This window comes from Aquisalimonas sp., assembly GCF_007120195.1.
In the GTDB taxonomy this organism is placed as follows: domain Bacteria; phylum Pseudomonadota; class Gammaproteobacteria; order Nitrococcales; family Aquisalimonadaceae; genus Aquisalimonas.
Genome location: NZ_SKOG01000210.1, coordinates 1 through 16352, shown reverse-complemented (window position 1 = coordinate 16352; position 16352 = coordinate 1). Strand labels below are relative to the sequence as shown.

Genomic DNA, 16352 nt, shown 5'->3' with positions numbered 1-16352 from the left:
GGCCAGCTCGGCGAGGCTGTGCTTCTTGTGGCGAGTCTCGGCGGCTATCTCAACCGCAACCACGACCCGCCGCCCGGTCATCAGTTGATGTGGCACGGCTACTCCAAGCTCACCGCCATGGAGATGGCCTACCAGCTCAGAGACGAGATCGAACAATGACCCAGCCCATCCGCACCATCGCTGGCCTGACAACACTTACGGGTAACGGGCAGGGCTAGGCGCCGGGCCGCGGGCGTAGCAGACCCTACGGCGAGGACCGGCAACACCGCCTCGGAGGCGCACCGGCAAGCCCTCCGGGAGCGCCTGTCCGGCCGCGCAGCGGTGTTGCGCCTCTTCTTGCCAAGGGCGACGGCCATTGGCTGCGAGCCGCGCCTTGCTCCACGGCCGGACAGGCAGCTCAAAAGACAACGCATTTCGGTTACAGGACACTTAGGATGCAGTGGTGGTGGGCAGCATGGAGGTGGTGCTGGCCGGGACAGGTCTTGCGCCGCCGGGCTGAGCGCGCTCAGTCTGCTCGCAAAAAGCGGTTGAGGTGCTCCGCCACCCTATCCGGCGCTTCTTCCTGCAGGAAATGCCCGGCGGGCACTGACTCCACGCGCAGTTCCTGGAAACACTCGGCCGCGTGATTCAGAAACTCCCGAATGACCACCGGATCGCGGTTGCCGTGCACGTAAAGCCCGGGCATCGGGTAGACATGGCCTGCCAGTGATTCCCAGCGCTGCTGATCAGCCCTCATGGCACGGTAGTAGTTGGCCCCGGCCCGCGGTGTATCTGGCAGGCTGTAGCTGCGCACGTATTCCTCCAGGGCGTCCTGGGGAAACGGACTGCGGTCAGAACAGCGCAGGAACGCGCTCAGCCAGGCGCGCTCGTTCCCCGGAATCATGGCCTCCGGCAATCCCGGTTGCTGCTGGAAATGCTGATACCATTGGTGCCGGGCGCCCTTGCGGCGGATGGCAGCGACCGCTTCCACATTCCCGGCGGCGTTATTGATCAGGTGGATGTTCATGATGACCAGCCGACGGACCCGCTCCGGGACGGCGATTACGATTTCCTGCGCGACAACCCCGCCCCAGTCGTGCCCAAGCAGCAGGAAGGCATCGATGCTCAGCGCATCCAGGAGGCTGAGCATGTCCATGGCCAGCGCCTGCTTGCGGTAGTCGGCGATGTCGCCATCGCGGGTGCTGTCGCCCAGGCCGCGCAGGTCCGGGGCGATCACCCGAAACCCCGGGCGCAGGCGCGCGGCCACGGGGTTCCAACAGTAGGAACTCTCCGGCCAGCCATGCAACAGCACCAGCGGCGAACCGTTCGGATCGCCGCCTTCACGGTAGGCAAACCGGCCTCGGTCCAACTCGATGAAACGCGGATGTGACAGTGACACGGGCGCCTCTATGCGGTTGCTTGCGCTACACTTCGGCGGAGACTACCGAAAGACCGGAGCTTTGTCGTCTATCACGTAAACCAAACGTTCATTTCAACTGCCAGGAGACCGATAATGCGAATACCCTTGCGTTCCTGTGTAGGCTGCACGCTGGCCGCGGTTGCGATCGCACCAGCCGCCCAGGCCGAGGACGTCGTCGAATCGGGCATGGACACGGAATACAAGACCGTTGAACTTGTGCGCGTTGCGGAGGGATTCGAGCACCCCTGGGGCGTGGCGTTTCTGCCCGATGGCGATTACCTGATCACGGAACGACCGGGAAGACTCCAGCGTGTCAGCGGCGATGAGGTCACCGAAATTTCCGGTGCACCCGAGGTCCACGCGGAGAATCAGGGCGGCCTGCTGGACGTCGTGCTGCACCCGGACTATGACGGTAACGGCTGGGTCTACCTCACCTATTCCCTGGGTGATGCCGACGCGACGAGCACTGCGCTGGCGCGAGCCCGGCTGGAGGGTGACGCGCTCGTCGACCTGGAGACCCTCTTCGAGCAGGATCGCCGCTCTGATCCCGGTCGCCATTACGGCTCGCGGCTGGTGTGGATGGATGACGGCACGCTGCTCATGACCATCGGCGATCGCGGTGTGGAGCCTGAACGCGCTCAGGATCCCGCGGATCACGCCGGTTCCGTCATCCGGCTCAACGATGACGGCAGTGTCCCGGAAGACAACCCCTTCGTCGACGATGACGACGTTCTGCCCGAGATCTATTCCTGGGGACACCGGAACATCCAGGGCATGGTCGTCGATCCGGACACCGGCGAGGTCTGGGCAACGGAGCACGGGCCGCGCGGCGGCGACGAGCTCAATCGCATTGAAGCGGGCAAGAACTATGGCTGGCCTGCCGTGACTCGCGGACGGGATTACGGGACCCAGGAGCAGTTCGACGGCTCTGCGCGGGTGCACGAGGACGACATGGTGGAGCCTGTCTACGAGTTTCTGCCCACCCATGCCCCCTCCGGCTTGGCGATGATCACCGGTGACATGTTTCGGGCCTGGAAGGGTGACCTCATGGCGGGTGGGCTTCGCGGTGAGCGGGTTCGCCGGGTCGTCCTCGAGGACGGGGAAGTGGTCCACGAGGAAGAGCTGTTCTATCAGGATATTGGCCGCATCCGCGACGTCCGCGAAGGGCCGGACGGAGCGCTGTATTTGCTCAACGATGCAAGTGATGGCGCGCTCTATCGCGTGACAGCGCAGGAGTGAGTGCTGCGTACCTTCGAAGTTCCGTGCATGCCGGCTATCTCGCGCGCATGCACGCTCAAACACGGCCCCCATGGTGTAACCTGCTCCCATGGTGTCGCCTTTTGAGGGAGCGCTTCCCCAAGGGGCGGGGCCCTTAGGTCGAGGAGTCAGCCGGCATGCAGGAAGACGATAACGGACACCACGGCAATCCGCCGCCGGCCAGGGGAGGGCATGAAGGGTTGCGCGAGTGGCTGCGCAAGGCGAACTATTATGCCGAGGAGTTCTATTCGGCGCGGTATCGCTCGACGATCGCCCGCGCGCGACGGGATCAGGACGATCTGTTCATGCTGCTGGTGTTCTCCGAGATGATGGGCGTTCCGAACCCGGCCAGCTATTACACCATGGAGCTGCAACCCCTTCTGCTTGAACGCTTCCACGAGTGGCACACGCGCATGGGGATGGAGCGCTCCCCCCTTGACCATTTCCGGTGCTGTTGATGCACGGCCTGCGTGGGCTACGCGAGAGCCGAGTCGTCTTCGTGGGCGGCAAGGGCGGCGTCGGCAAGACGAGCACCGCTGGCGCCCTCGGCGTGCTCGCCGCCGAGCGGGGGAAACGCTGTCTCATCGTGTCCACCGATCCGGCTCACTCTCTCGGCGACCTGTTTGAGCGGGCGATTGGAGACCAGGTCACGGGTCTTACCGCTGGCCTTTGGGGGCTGGAGGTCGATCCCGATGCCCAGGCGCGACGGCATGTGGATGCGGTCACCGAGCACATGAAGCAGCTGGCGGCCCCGGAGATGCATCGCGAGCTCGAACGGCAAATGGAGATGGCGCGCCATTCCCCCGGAGCCGCGGAGGCCGCACTGCTTGAGCGCATTGCCAACATCACGCTCAGTGCCCGGGACGAGTACGACCTGCTCATCTTCGATACGGCTCCCACGGGCCACACGCTGCGTCTGCTCAGCCTTCCGGAGGCCATGGCGGCATGGACGGACGGGCTGCTGGCGCATAACAAACGCTCGGAAACGCTGGGGAAGGTGCTCAAGCATCTGACCCCGGAGCACAGTCGCGCGGATGTGCCCACCCCATTCGATGATCCCCAGGAGGACCCGTTCCAGGGGATGGACCGGCGGACCCGCCGTATTGCCGAGACGCTACTGGAGCGCCGGCGGCTTTTCCATCGTACCCGACGGGTCATCACGGACCCGGAGATCACCTCCTTCGTGTTCGTGCTCACACCGGAGCGTTTGCCGATCCTGGAGACCGCACGGGCTGTTGAGGCCCTCCGGCGCTTCAGCATTCCGGTGCGCGGGGCGATCGTGAACCGCGTTCTACCCGACGACGCGGACGGCCAATTCCTCGCGCGCCGCCGGGAGCGGGAGGTGCGTTATCTCGACGAGATCGACACAGCGCTGCACGGTCTCGACACCATCCGGGTACCGATGTTTGCGGAAGACATCCAGGGGCTTCAGTCCCTGGATGCGCTCGCCGCCGAACTCGCCCGGGAAGGACTGTGACGGCGGCAGAGCTGGAGTCGGAACAGGCTGCCCTCCAAGCCCATCCGCCTGGGGGCGGTAGCGCCCGTTGCCCCGGTGCGGTGTGACCTGCGGTGACGGCTCAGCGTGGGTATTATAGAATTAAACGGAATGAATTAAGGTTACGCCGTGCCGTGCCTTGCGGTGGCGTACTCCTTATAGGACGGATGAGATGGCGGGCCAGTACCGGGATCGGTTGCGGGAGGGCTTAACAGGGATACGCGTGCCAGCCTACGGGCTTTTTGCCCTCGGCGTACTCTATACCCTGTATCTCGCCCATGAAGTCATACTCCCCATCACCCTTGCCATATTGGCCAGTCTGTTATTGGCGCCGCCCGTAGCCGTCCTGGCACGGCGGGGCATACCCAAGGCGCTGGGCGCCTTTGTCATGTTGCTCCTGCTGGTCACCTTCATCGGCGGTCTCGGCTACTACGTATCCGGCCCCATGTTGGACTGGCTGGAAGAGGCACCGGAGGGACTGGGAAACCTGCTGCTATCAGACCATGGTCTTCATGAGGCTTATCAGCGCATGACCGATTCCGCCCGGCAGGTGGAAGAAACCATGGAAGAGTTTGCCGAAGGCGAAGTGCAGCAACCGCCACCAACGGTGGTTCTTGAGTCGGAATCATGGCGGGGGCAACTGCTGATCGCCGTACGCAATAACGCCGTGGCGCTCGCGCTCGCGCTGACCCTCAGCTACTTCCTGCTCGTCAGCGGCGAGCGCCTGGTCCGCAACTTCGTCGGGCAGATGAGCACCCGTGAGCGCCGGCGAGCAGTCCTGCGCGTGATTCGCGAATCCCAGCGTGAGATCACCCGGTATCTCGGGGTGATCACCCTGAGCAACAGCGCCGTGGGGGTGCTGACCGGAATCCTGCTGTGGGTGCTCGGGCTGCCGTCTCCCGTGGTCTGGGGCGTGATCGCAACGTTGCTGCGCTTCATCCCCTATCTGGGGGTGCTGGCGACGACGATCCTGCTCGCCATCATCTCGGCGATCAGCCTTGATGACCCATGGATGATGCTGATCGCGCCGTTGGGCTACCTCGTGTTGAGCAGTTTCGTTGGTTTTGTGCTGGAGCCATACATCCACGGTTACCGCATGGATATCAATCCAATCGTCATCTTCCTTGGGATCTTTTTCTGGGGCTGGCTGTGGGGCGCAATCGGCGTGCTGCTCGCTGTACCGCTGATGACGGTCATCATGGTGGTGCTGCGCCACATCGAGAGCCTGCGGCCCGTCTCCCGAGTCATCGCCCGCTGAGCGGCGGCTCCAGCGCGGGTGCCGCTGTCTATTTGCCGCCTCAGGGGAGGATCGCCTGATAGATCCTGTTCAGGGTCTCATTCCCGTGCACGCGGCGTGCAGTGGGCCGGCAGCGAACCGGCGGAGTTGCCCCAGGGTCCATGGGGTGGACCGGTGGGCGACATGCGTCTTGCGCGCTAGTGTCCTGTCCCGTAAATAAGTTGCGAAAATTGGCGTGGATCCTGACGGTTCCTGGCAAGGCGCGCCGACGAAGCGTAGCAGGGACTACGGTGAGGAGGTGCAACGCCGCCAGGGGCCGTCAGGGCCGCGACAATCGTAACGTTATTTGCGGGACAGGACACTAGTGTTGATATTCTGGGGCCCGTCCACCTGCACGCGGGAGCGATGTGCCAACGGTTATGTCTCGGCAAAACGGTGACGACGGGGTCTGGGCCGCCAGGGAGCTGCGCACCGTGGCGCTCGTGTTCAGTGCATGGATGGTGTTCTGGGTCCCGGTCATCTCTTGGAGTTACGGCCCGCAGAATTTCCTGTGGATGTGCAATCTGGCGCAGCTGATTATTCTCGGCGCCTTATGGACACGTCAGCGGCTTTTGCTGTCGAGCCAGGTCGGCACCGTACTGCTGGTCGGTGTCGTGTGGACGCCGGATTTTCTGCTCGGCCTGATCAGCGGCGGCGCATGGGCGAGCTTCACCGGCTACATGTTTGACCCGGACCTCCCGTTGCTGGCCCGGGCCACGTCGCTGTATCACATTTTCCTGCCTGTGCTGGCCGTCTGGCTGGTCCACCGGGTAGGCTATGACCGCCGCGGTCCATGGCTGCAGAGCTGTGTCGGTGCCGTGGCAATCCCGGTTACCTGGCTCATCACCGATCCGGATCGCAATATCAACTGGCTGTCGGAGCCGTTGGGCATTGAACAGGTTTGGTTTCCCGAGCCGGCCTTTGTGGTGGCGATGATGATTCTCTATCCTGTGCTGCTCTTTTGGCCCGGACACTGGCTGACGCTGCTGCTGTTGCGGTGGCTCGGCCAGCGCCGGGGCGAAGTCACCGCCTGATCCCTTCGCTCAGGGAAGTCAACCGTGCGCTCCTCGCAAACAACGCAGGCCGATGCCGGCCACCGGCCCAACTGGCGGATCATTCGCAGCCTGCTGCCCTACCTGCTTGAGTTCCGGGGCCGTGTGCTACTGGCGGTGGCATGCCTCGTCCTGGCGAAAGTGGCGAACGTTCTCGTGCCGGTGGCCCTGAAGTTCGTCGTGGACCACCTGGAGGAAGCGGGGCCCCAGGCCGTCGTGGCCGTGCCGCTGGCCTTGTTGGCGGCCTACGGGCTGTTGCGCTTCAGCGCCACGTTCTTCGGCGAACTGCGCGACGCCGTCTTCGCACGGGTGGCAGAGCGGGCCATGCGGCGGGCGTCCCTGGCCGTGTTTCGGCACCTCCACCAGCTGCAGCTGTCGTTTCATCTGTCGCGCCAGACTGGAGGGCTCGCACGGGATATCGAGCGTGGCACCAACGGCATGAGTTTTCTCCTGCGTTTTATGCTGTTCAATATCGTGCCGACGATGCTCGAAATCGCCATGGTCGCCGTGATTCTGTGGCTGGCGTTCAGTCCTGGATTTGTGCTCACCGTGATCGCCGCGGTGGTGGTCTATGTCGCGTTTTCCGTTGCGGTGACGGAGTGGCGCACGCGCTTTGTGCGCGAAGCGAATACCATGGACAACCGCTCGAATACCCGTGCCGTGGACAGCCTGCTGAACTACGAGACGGTGAAGTACTTCAACAACGAGGGCTTCGAAGCGGATCGTTATGATGGCGACCTGGAGGCGTGGGAATCCGCCCGCATGAAGAACCGCCTGTCCCTGGCCGCGTTGAATTCCGGGCAGGCCCTGATCATTGCCGGAGCAATCACCGTGATGATGACCATGGCCGCCCACCAGGTCACCACCGGCGCGATGAGCATGGGTGACCTGGTGATGGTCAACGCCTACATGATCCAGCTGTTCATGCCACTGAACGTCCTGGGTTTTGTCTACCGCGAGATTCGGCAGGCGCTCGTGGATATCGAGCGCATGTTCGGCCTGCTGGGCGAGGAGGCGGGCATTCAGGATCGTGCCGACTCCGTTGAGCTGCAACCCAACGGGGGTGGAATCGCCTTCCGCAACGTGCGCTTCGGCTACGAACCGCGACGGCCGATCCTCCACGATGTGGACTTCACCATTCCAGCAGGTGGCCGGGTCGCGGTGGTCGGCCCAAGCGGAGCAGGGAAGTCGACGCTCGCGCGGCTGTTGTTCCGGTTCTACGACGTCACCGGTGGCGCGATCAGGGTCAACGGCCAGGACGTTCGCGACGTCACGCAGGACAGCCTGCGCACGGCCATCGGGGTCGTGCCCCAGGACACGGTCCTTTTCAACGACACGATCCATTACAACGTCGCTTACGGACGGCCCGGCGCCAGCGAGGAGGAGGTCCGTCGTGCCATCCGCCTGGCCGATCTGGGCGACTTTATCGCCCGCCTGCCGGAGGGCCTGCAAACCCGCGTGGGCGAGCGGGGTCTGAAGGTCTCCGGTGGCGAGAAGCAGCGCATCGCCATCGCGCGGGTGCTGCTCAAGGATCCCCCGATCCTGGTCCTGGACGAGGCCACGTCGTCCCTGGACTCAGCCTCGGAACAGGCCATCCTCCACGCCCTGAACACCGTCGCGCGCCAGCGCACCACGCTGGCCATCGCCCACCGCCTATCGACCATCATGGATGCCGATCGCATCATCGTGCTCGATCAGGGGCGGGTGGTGGAACAAGGCGATCATGCCGCACTCCTCGCCGCCGACGGTGTTTATGCCGGGCTGTGGCAGCAACAGCAGAGCCTGGCCGCCCCAGATGGTGAGGGCGCGGCGTGAGGGCGTTCGACGTCGTCGTTATCGGTGGCGGGGCCGCGGGCCTGTACTGTGCGGCCCTTGCCGGCCAGCGCGGGCGTCGGGTGCTCGTGATCGAGCACACCAGCAAGGTCGCGCGCAAGATTCTCATGTCCGGCGGCGGGCGTTGCAACTTCACCAATAGGTATTGCGGACCGGAGAACTTCCTCTCGGCCAATCCCCATTTCGCCAAATCCGCCCTCAGTCGCTATACGCCCTGGGACTTTATCCGACTGGTGGAATCGCACGGGATTCCCTATCACGAAAAGAAGCTGGGGCAGCTGTTTTGTGACCGCAAGGCCCGGGACATCGTCGACATGCTGCTGCGCGAGTGCGCCGCGGGCGGCGTGACCATTGCGACGCGTTGTCATGTGGAGCGGGTGTCCGGCGAGGGTCTTTTCAAGGTCAATACCAATCAGGGCACGTTCCACGCACAATCCCTGGTAGTGGCGACGGGTGGACTGTCCATCCCCCGCATGGGCGCAACGGACTTTGGTCATCGGCTCGCGCGGGAACGCGGGTTGGGGCTCCGCCCGACGCGGGCCGCGCTGGTTCCATTCGTCTTCGGTCCCCGGCAGCAAGCACGCTACCAAGACTTATCCGGTACCTCTATGGATGCCTCGATCTCCTGCGCAGATGCCGTGTTCCGGGAGAACATCCTGTTCACGCACCAGGGGCTGAGCGGTCCGGCGGCCCTGCAGATCTCCTCCTACTGGCGGGATGGCGACGCGCTAACCGTGGACCTGGACCCCGATGCACAGCTGCAGACCCGCCTGCATGCCGCGCGCCGGGAGCGACCGAAGGCGCGGCTGCGAACACTGCTGGCGGAGCACCTGACCCGGCGGGTGGCGCACCGGTGGTGCGAACTCGGGCTGCCGGACGGGCCGACGGGGAAGCTTTTGGACGCTGACCTGCAGCGGGTACTGGCGGCGTGTCGCCATTGGCGCGTGAACCCGACTGGCACGGAGGGTTACGCGACCGCCGAGGTGACGCTGGGGGGCGTGGACACGGACGACTTGTCCTCGAAGACCATGGCGAGCCGGAAAATCCCCAATCTTTACTTCATCGGGGAAGTGGTGGACGTGACCGGGCACCTGGGAGGTCACAACTTTCAGTGGGCCTGGGCGTCCGCCCATGCGGCCGCGGCCTACGTGTGATTGCCCGCGCTCAGCCGAGAGCCGGCGATCGTGCTCGACTGAGCGCTACCAACCCTTCAACGTTAGTGATTGCCCTCGGCGCGACAGACAATCTCCACGATCTCCACGTCTTGCGCAAGATCGCCGTGTTCTTCCGCGAGCGATTCCATGAATGCCCGCTCCGTGGCGTCGCCGGCATGGTCGCCATCGGGAGCGTTAATTTCTTGCGTGTAATGTTGCATGACACCGGATTCCGGATCCCGGTATTCCACGGTGCAGACGTAATGGGTCATTTCGATTTCTCCTGTTCTGGGCCTAAAAGGCATTTTGTTGGTCCAAGCGCAGCACCGGGGCGTTCGTGCTCAGGCGGGTTCGCTCAGCTGCCGGCCGGCTCCGTACTCGCCTGCTCGGCGCGACCCCCCGTCGTACCCGCACTAAGGGCGTGCTCTATGGAAAGCTGGCTGAGAGACCCCGGGCTCAGGCCTGTCAGTTTGCTTGTGGCTCCGCTGGTGCACGCAAGCGCCCCGGTTGCAGCGGTAACTGTAGCGGAAAGTTTCGCCAGTGGGCAGCCCGGATGCCGGCTACCAGCGCACGTCGGCGATGGCATGGTGTGGGCCGAGCGAGAAGGCGTAATGCAGATGCACGGGTTCGCCGCCGATGATCACTGCCGCCGTCCCGTGCCGCTGCGCGAGATCGGTCAGCACCGTCGGTTGCGACCAGGCCTGGATCGCCGAGACGGTCATGCCCAAGGCCGCATTTAGGGCGCCATCTGCCGGGCGATTGTCACCGAAGGCGATGATCGCGCCGGCAGATACATTCACAACCGCCGAACTGAACAGGGCTCTTGGTTGGCGACGCCGGTGCTCCACGCTGGCGGCTTCGCGCAGGGCCCCACGGGCCCGCTCCCAGGCATCGGCGTGCTCGTTCTGTCGAGCGGACAATGCCTGCACGCGCGCGCGGGCCTTAGCGTGGGGTAACGGGTCAATGAGCAGGGCGCCCAGGGCGAGCAATGATTTGACGCCGTCAACGCGGGCATCGAACCGGGTGTCCGGGTCGGAACTCTCACTGGCGAGGTAGGCGTTTCGGGTGAGCCCTGCGCCATGAAATAGACCCCAGCCCCATGTCCACAACTGCGCCTGTCGGGCACCGCGATCCACACCAAGCCGAAGTTCTTGCCACTGTTCTGTGGTGGTTGCACCTGCCGAAGCGGGTGCCAGGGACAGCAGCACCAGCATGAGGCCGGCGCAGGCGGCGACACAGCGATCGGACGGCAGATTGAAAGTGCAGGGGGTACCCGGCATTCAGGGGCTCCTCATGGTGCTCTGTCGGCAAATAGGCAATACCATGAAAGCCGTGTTAGCGTGCAGGGGCTGTCGGACCGCAATGCTATCATCGCCGCAAGTTCGTGGGACGACAATACCAGCATGCGCCGAGACAGAGTTTGATTGGAGAGCTCCCATGGGGCGAGTATCGCGCGCCTATACTAGCGCGGAGCAGTGGGTCGATCGCGTTGTCCACTGGTTCGGGATCACGGGCGCGATCATCGGCATTATTGTGCTGATGATCGCCGCCGCCCTGGTGACGGAGCGGGAGCCACTGCTCTGGGGCAGTCTGATTGTTTATAGCGTGGGGCTGTTGGGCATGTTCGTCTGCTCAGCCCTTTGCAACCACGACCTCTCCGACAGCTCCCGCTGGGCTGGAATCTTTCGCCGTCTTGATCATGCGGCGATCCTGCTCATGATCGCCGCCACTTACACGCCGCTGGCCCTTCACGTCCTCGGCGGTGTGACGGGTTGGGTGCTGTTTGCCGTTGTCTGGAGTGTGGCGTTGGTCGGCATGGCACTGCGTCTGTTCCATCGCCAGCCGCTGGAAGCTCGAAGTTCCCTGGCCTTGTATCTGATCCTGGGATGGATCGGAGTTTTCGTGCTGTATCCATTGGTGGCTTCCGCCTCACCAGTGGTTCTGGGGCTGATTCTGCTCGGCGGTCTGCTCTACTGCGCCGGTGTCCCGTTTCACTTGTGGCGGCACCTGACTTTCCATAAGGCAATCTGGCACGGCTTTGTGCTTGCCGCGGCGGCCTCCCACTACGTGGCGGTGCTGCTCGGCGTGGCCCTAACCGGTGGCGCTGCCAGTAGCAGCTGAAGGGTGTTTTCCCTATGTTTGAACGGTTCCCGGAGGGGTTTCACGCCCTCGTTCAGGGGGGTGGCCGTGGTATTGGCCTGGAGTGTGTGCGGCAGCTACTGGCGGCACCGCGGGTGGGATGTGTGTATGCCACCTCGCGCCGGCCCGAGCGCGCCGATGGCCTGCAGGCCCTGGCGGACGCTCACCCCGACCGGCTGGTGGTGGTGCCGCTGGAACTCACCGACGAGGCGAGCATCGAGGATGCCGCCGCCACGGTGGCAGCGCGCAGCAGGAGACTGCACCTGCTCTTCAATGTCTCCGGCATTTTGCACGACAACCAGGGCCTTGCCCCCGAGAAGAAGTTGACCGACGTGCGCACTGAGAACCTGGAAAAGAGCTTTCGCGTCAATGCGTTCGGGCCTCTGCTCGTGGCGCGGGCGTTTCACCAGCTACTACTCCATCGCGAGCACGCTGTGCTGGCGAACATGTCCGCGCGCGTTGGCAGTATTGGCGACAATGGACTCGGCGGCTGGTACGCCTACCGCGGCGCCAAGGCAGCCCAGAACATGTTCACCCGCGGTTTGTCCGTGGAACTTGGGCGCAAGTCAAAGGCCCTGATCTGCGTTGCCCTGCATCCGGGCACCACGGATACGGCGCTGTCCGAGCCCTTTCAGGCCCGTGTACCGGCAGGCAAGCTTTTCACAGCGGAGTACACAGCCGAGCGCCTACTCGCCGTTATCTCGGGCCTGAGGCCGGAGGACACGGGTAGCTTCCTCGCCTGGGATGGCCGGCCCATTCCCTGGTAGGCCGGGCCTTGGGTACCAGTGTCCTGTAACCAGGCGCCGGCTGATCAGGGGCGCGCCGAATCGCCGTGCAACGTCACCGTGATCTGGCGTCGGTGGGCTCGATGACGGTGCTCCCACAGGTAGACTCCCTGCCACGTGCCGAGGCCCAGTCGCCCCTCCCTCACCGGGATCGTTACATCCGTCTGTGTCAGGGCGCTGCGCACATGGGCGGGCATGTCGTCCGGCCCTTCCACAGTGTGCTCGAACAGGGAATCCCCGTCGGGGACCAATCGAGCGAAAAGACGCTCCAGATCACGCTGGACCGATGGGTCGGCGTTTTCCTGAATCACCAGTGAGGCGCTCGTGTGATGGCTAAACACATGGCACAACCCGGTCCGGTAATCGCTTTGCGTCAGCACGCGCGTCAATTCCCCGGTGATCTCAAAGAGTCCGCGACCGGTGGTCTTCACAACCAGTGAGTGTTGCTGCATGGTCCAATGCCTTTCGTCTGCCCCGCGCGGGACTTTACCATCAAAGCCTGCTGATGCATCAGTGGACGCGCGGGGTGCATCGGGCGACTTCCCATCTGCGCTCGAACCGCCTACGCTCAAAGACCAGGCTGGGACGAAGGAGAGCGAATCATGGGTCGAGGCGATCTGCGCACGCGCCGCGGCAAGATCTGGCGCGGCACCAACGGCAAGTCACGGCCAAAAGCCGCAAAGATTCGGCGCCAGCGCCGTGACGCACGTGGCAAGTAGGCTCGCCAGCCTGTGGCTGAGCCCACTCCGTACGTGCTGGAGTCCTGCCATGGCACTGGCGCCGATCGAAGGGCGTAGGGTGCCATTAGCGCCAGCGTAATGCACCGTGAAACAAATCGCGCCAACGGCGCACAAGCGCAACACGAGTCGTGCGCCTGCGGCGCCAGGTCATTGACGGCGGATTACGCAACGCTAATCCGCGGGTTCGGCGTGCAGCCACGCCACGGCACCGGCGCCATAATTAGAATTGCTGGTTCATCGGGATTGGCGGCGGTCGATAATGAACAGGCGCGGGGACTGCTCGGGTGTGCCGGGGGGGCGCACCTCGCGCGCCGCAAAGGGCTCACCCAGGGAATTGGCCCACTCTTCCACGGCACTCGCCTCCAGGCGGCTACCGCTGTGACCCACATAGGCCAGGACCGTGATGCGCCCACCGGGGGCGAGTAAGGTCGTCGCCTGCCGCAGTGCCGGGATGGTGGAGGCGGCGCTTGTCACGGGGCCGCGGTCGCCACCGGGCAAGTAACCGAGATTGAACGTGACCGCGCGGACGCGCCCCTGGAGTTCATGGCCCAGCACCCGGACCAGTGACGCGTGATCCGCAGCGGTCAGCGCGACCCGGGAGAGCACGCCCGCCGCCTGCAACCGCTTGCGTGTGTGTTCCAGAGCCCGCGACTGGATATCCATTGCGTAGACCCGCCCCCGGGGTCCCACGCGCTGCGCCAGGAACAGCGTGTCATGGCCGTTACCGGCAGTGGCGTCGACCGCCACGTCGCCCGGGCGGATCAGCGGAGCAAGCAGTTCATGGACAAGCTCCGTGAGTGGGCGGCGCTTCATGGGTCTCGAGTCCCGATATACCGGTGCACGTCTGCCTCCGGTGGTAATGGCCTGGCGGAGGCGAGGTGCTCGGCAAGGCGTTTGGCGTACAACGGCGCGAGTAACGTGCCGCGTGAGCCGAAGCCGTTGAGGATGCCAATGCGCGCATCGCTTGGATGCAGGCCCAGGAACGGTGGGCCGGGGCGCGATCCCGGTCGCATACCAGCACGCCCGCCCAGCACTCGGACCTGGGTTCGCCCGGCAAGTAGCGTCGGCAGGGCGGCAAGCAGTTCATTGCGCGCCTTCGCGCTCGGGCTGCCGGCCGTGGTTCCGCGTTCGTACGTCGCTCCCAGGCGATAGCGACCGCCTGCCAACGGGACCAGGGATTTACTACCCGTAATGGCGGTCCGCGGCCACTCAGCGCCGCTGAGCGGTTCGATATCAAGGGTCTCGCCTCGGGAATGTCGCCAGGGCAGCGCCCGCCACCAGGGGTTGGTAAACGCTCCAGCACCGTCACAGAAGATCACGCAGTCGGCGCGCCGATCTTGCCAACGAACGCCCCGGTTTCGCCCCAAGGTCACGGCTCCAGGGGCGATGAAGCCCGTCTCCAGACACTTGCGCGCGCGCAGCCACTGGCCCACAGCCGCCAACAGGGTATCCAGGTGCACCTGCCCGCCGCCATGCATGCACACGCCGCCCCAGGGGGCGCGCACACCGTGAGGCAGCTCGCCAAGCGTCACTGGCCCCAGCCGCTCCCTGCCCGGTGCATGTTGACGGCGATGCGCGATGCGCTCTTCCTCGTGCGGGCTTTGCAATAGGCGCCAGATTGGCGATGGCTGGAAAACGGGCGCTACCAGTGCCTTCTCGAGCATCGCGTAGGTGTGGTGACACTCGGCGAGTAAGGCGTCGAGCCGTTCGGGTGCTTGGTAGCGGGCCCCGGCGTAGGGGCTCAACAGGCCCGCGGCGGCGCGGCTCGCCGTGGCTGCGTTGCCGGGATCGACGACGTGCGCGCGCAGGCCGAGTCCAATAAGTTGATAGGCGAGCAGGCTACCTGCCAGGCCCTGGCCGGCAATCAGAACATCCAGGTGAGGTGGCATCCGGAGCCGACCCTCGGCATAGAGTGAACGCTCCAATGATAACGGATCGCACGCACGGGCACGAGACGCAGGTGCTGTGGATTCATCCCGCTACGGCACCCAGTCGGACACGCCCACCGGCACGATACCTCGTTGCGCAAGCAGGGCGCGACGCTGCGCCACGCGCGAGTGCCACCTGCCTCGGCGCTCCTGATCGGTTACAGGACACTAGGCTCGCTCGCATTTCCAGATTGCATTTCCACCCGCGAGTGGAAATCCTCGATCAAAATCGGGTATCAGGTATCAGGTATATTGAATTTATGACAATATAAGCTCGAGCAGTGTTCCGATTTGGGCGCCTTATCCGACCAAACTGATGCAGTGGTTCGAGATTTCCTTTTCGCCCAATAAGTTCAGTTGGAAGAGAGAGCGATAATGACGAAAGGATCCGACCTGCTGGTCGCGGCGCTTGAAAACGAGGGCGTCGAATACATCTTCGGCGTACCCGGCGAGGAGAATCTCGACGTTGTCGAATCGTTGCGCGAATCGCGCATCACGCTTGTAGTCACGCGGCACGAGCAGACGGCGGCGTTCATGGCGGCGACCCATGGGCGTCTGACTGGCCGGCCGGGTGTGTGCATCTCAACACTCGGTCCCGGCGCGCTGAACCTCTTGACCGGCGCCGCCTATGCCTATCTCGGCGCCATGCCGATGATCATGCTGACGGGCCAGAAGGGCATCATGACCAGCCGGCAGGCCCGCTTCCAGCTTGTCGACATGATCGCGACGATGCACCCGCTGACCAAGTCGACCCGCCAGATCGTGAGCCCGGGCTCCATCCCCACCCTGGTGCGCGACGCTTTCCGCATGGCCACGGAGGAGCGGCCGGGGCCGGTTCACCTGGAGTTGCCGGAAGATATCGCGGGCGAGGAAGTTCCTGACCATCCCATGGTGTCGCCGCATCCAATCGAGCAGCCGGTAGCGCCGCCGTCCGCTCTCGACCGCGCGGCCGAAATGATCCTCAAGGCGGAGCGGCCGCTGGTGATGTTGGGCGCCGCCTCCAGCCGCCCGCGCCTGACCGCCGAACTAACGGACTTCGTCGCCAGCACCCAGATACCCTTCTTCAACACCCAGATGGGCAAGGGTACCGTGGCTGGCGGTCACGATCTCTATCTCGGCACCGCTGCCCTTTCTGAGCGGGATTATGTCCACGAGGCGATCGACCAGGCCGACCTGATCATTGCGATCGGCCATGACACGATCGAAAAGCCGCCGTTCCTGATGGGGCCCGATGGGCCGCTGGTGATTCACATCAGCTATACACCGGCCAATGTCGAACAGGTCTACTTCCCGC

At 64.3% G+C, this 16352-nt stretch carries 17 protein-coding genes; 11 read left to right on the top strand and 6 right to left on the bottom strand.

Features of this window, described 5'->3' with window-relative positions:
- Positions 1-505: 505 nt before the first annotated feature.
- The gene (locus QZT63_RS14915; protein WP_290652286.1) at positions 506-1378 is read right to left on the bottom strand and encodes an alpha/beta fold hydrolase; all 873 of its coding nucleotides are present in this window, start codon (positions 1376-1378) and stop codon (positions 506-508) included.
- A gap of 114 nt (positions 1379-1492) precedes the next feature.
- On the opposite strand from QZT63_RS14915, the gene QZT63_RS14910 reads away from it, so the two are divergent.
- The 7 genes from QZT63_RS14910 (at position 1493) to QZT63_RS14880 (ending at position 9466) form a co-directional block, all read left to right on the top strand.
- Positions 1493-2638 (top strand): PQQ-dependent sugar dehydrogenase, encoded by a 1146-nt coding sequence (locus tag QZT63_RS14910; RefSeq protein WP_290652285.1) that lies wholly within the window; start codon positions 1493-1495, stop codon positions 2636-2638.
- Positions 2639-2793: 155 nt separating this feature from the next.
- Positions 2794-3114 (top strand): cory-CC-star protein, encoded by a 321-nt coding sequence (locus QZT63_RS14905; protein WP_290652284.1) that lies wholly within the window; start codon positions 2794-2796, stop codon positions 3112-3114.
- Positions 3114-4133, top strand: a complete 1020-nt coding sequence (locus QZT63_RS14900; protein ID WP_290652283.1) for an ArsA family ATPase — start codon at positions 3114-3116, stop codon at positions 4131-4133. The genes QZT63_RS14905 and QZT63_RS14900 overlap by 1 nt, the downstream gene beginning before the upstream one ends.
- Before the next feature lie 190 nt (positions 4134-4323).
- On the top strand, positions 4324-5409 hold the full coding sequence (locus QZT63_RS14895) for an AI-2E family transporter (RefSeq protein WP_290652282.1): 1086 nt from the start codon (positions 4324-4326) through the stop codon (positions 5407-5409).
- A 398-nt stretch (positions 5410-5807) separates the two neighbouring features.
- On the top strand, positions 5808-6461 hold the full coding sequence (locus QZT63_RS14890; RefSeq protein ID WP_290652281.1) for a hypothetical protein: 654 nt from the start codon (positions 5808-5810) through the stop codon (positions 6459-6461).
- Positions 6462-6485: 24 nt separating this feature from the next.
- Positions 6486-8294, top strand: coding sequence for an ABC transporter ATP-binding protein/permease (locus tag QZT63_RS14885; protein WP_290652280.1), 1809 nt, complete (start codon positions 6486-6488; stop codon positions 8292-8294).
- Positions 8291-9466, top strand: coding sequence for an NAD(P)/FAD-dependent oxidoreductase (locus QZT63_RS14880; RefSeq protein WP_290652279.1), 1176 nt, complete (start codon positions 8291-8293; stop codon positions 9464-9466). Before QZT63_RS14885 ends, QZT63_RS14880 begins: the two co-directional genes overlap by 4 nt.
- Before the next feature lie 62 nt (positions 9467-9528).
- Here the strand turns inward: QZT63_RS14880 and QZT63_RS14875 are convergent, their stop codons facing one another.
- Complete coding sequence (locus QZT63_RS14875; RefSeq protein WP_290652278.1) at positions 9529-9738, bottom strand: hypothetical protein; 210 nt, start codon at positions 9736-9738, stop codon at positions 9529-9531.
- Positions 9739-10026: 288 nt separating this feature from the next.
- The gene (locus QZT63_RS14870; protein ID WP_290652277.1) at positions 10027-10746 is read right to left on the bottom strand and encodes a hypothetical protein; all 720 of its coding nucleotides are present in this window, start codon (positions 10744-10746) and stop codon (positions 10027-10029) included.
- A gap of 157 nt (positions 10747-10903) precedes the next feature.
- On the opposite strand from QZT63_RS14870, the gene QZT63_RS14865 reads away from it, so the two are divergent.
- Positions 10904-11587: a hemolysin III family protein gene (locus tag QZT63_RS14865; RefSeq protein WP_290652276.1), complete on the top strand. Its 684-nt coding sequence runs from the start codon at positions 10904-10906 to the stop codon at positions 11585-11587.
- Between the two features lie 14 nt (positions 11588-11601).
- On the top strand, positions 11602-12372 hold the full coding sequence (locus QZT63_RS14860) for an SDR family oxidoreductase (protein ID WP_290652275.1): 771 nt from the start codon (positions 11602-11604) through the stop codon (positions 12370-12372).
- 44 nt (positions 12373-12416) lie between these two features.
- On the opposite strand, the gene QZT63_RS14855 is transcribed toward QZT63_RS14860, so the two are convergent.
- Positions 12417-12842: a secondary thiamine-phosphate synthase enzyme YjbQ gene (locus QZT63_RS14855; protein ID WP_290652274.1), complete on the bottom strand. Its 426-nt coding sequence runs from the start codon at positions 12840-12842 to the stop codon at positions 12417-12419.
- Between the two features lie 150 nt (positions 12843-12992).
- On the opposite strand from QZT63_RS14855, the gene QZT63_RS14850 reads away from it, so the two are divergent.
- On the top strand, positions 12993-13109 hold the full coding sequence (locus QZT63_RS14850; protein ID WP_290652273.1) for a 30S ribosomal protein THX: 117 nt from the start codon (positions 12993-12995) through the stop codon (positions 13107-13109).
- Between the two features lie 255 nt (positions 13110-13364).
- On the opposite strand, the gene QZT63_RS14845 is transcribed toward QZT63_RS14850, so the two are convergent.
- Complete coding sequence (locus tag QZT63_RS14845) at positions 13365-13943, bottom strand: class I SAM-dependent methyltransferase (protein WP_290652272.1); 579 nt, start codon at positions 13941-13943, stop codon at positions 13365-13367.
- The gene (locus QZT63_RS14840; protein ID WP_290652271.1) at positions 13940-15019 is read right to left on the bottom strand and encodes an FAD-binding oxidoreductase; all 1080 of its coding nucleotides are present in this window, start codon (positions 15017-15019) and stop codon (positions 13940-13942) included. Before QZT63_RS14840 ends, QZT63_RS14845 begins: the two co-directional genes overlap by 4 nt.
- Before the next feature lie 414 nt (positions 15020-15433).
- On the opposite strand from QZT63_RS14840, the gene QZT63_RS14835 reads away from it, so the two are divergent.
- A partial coding sequence (locus tag QZT63_RS14835; RefSeq protein ID WP_290652270.1) for a thiamine pyrophosphate-binding protein occupies positions 15434-16352 on the top strand: 919 nt, incomplete at its 3' end.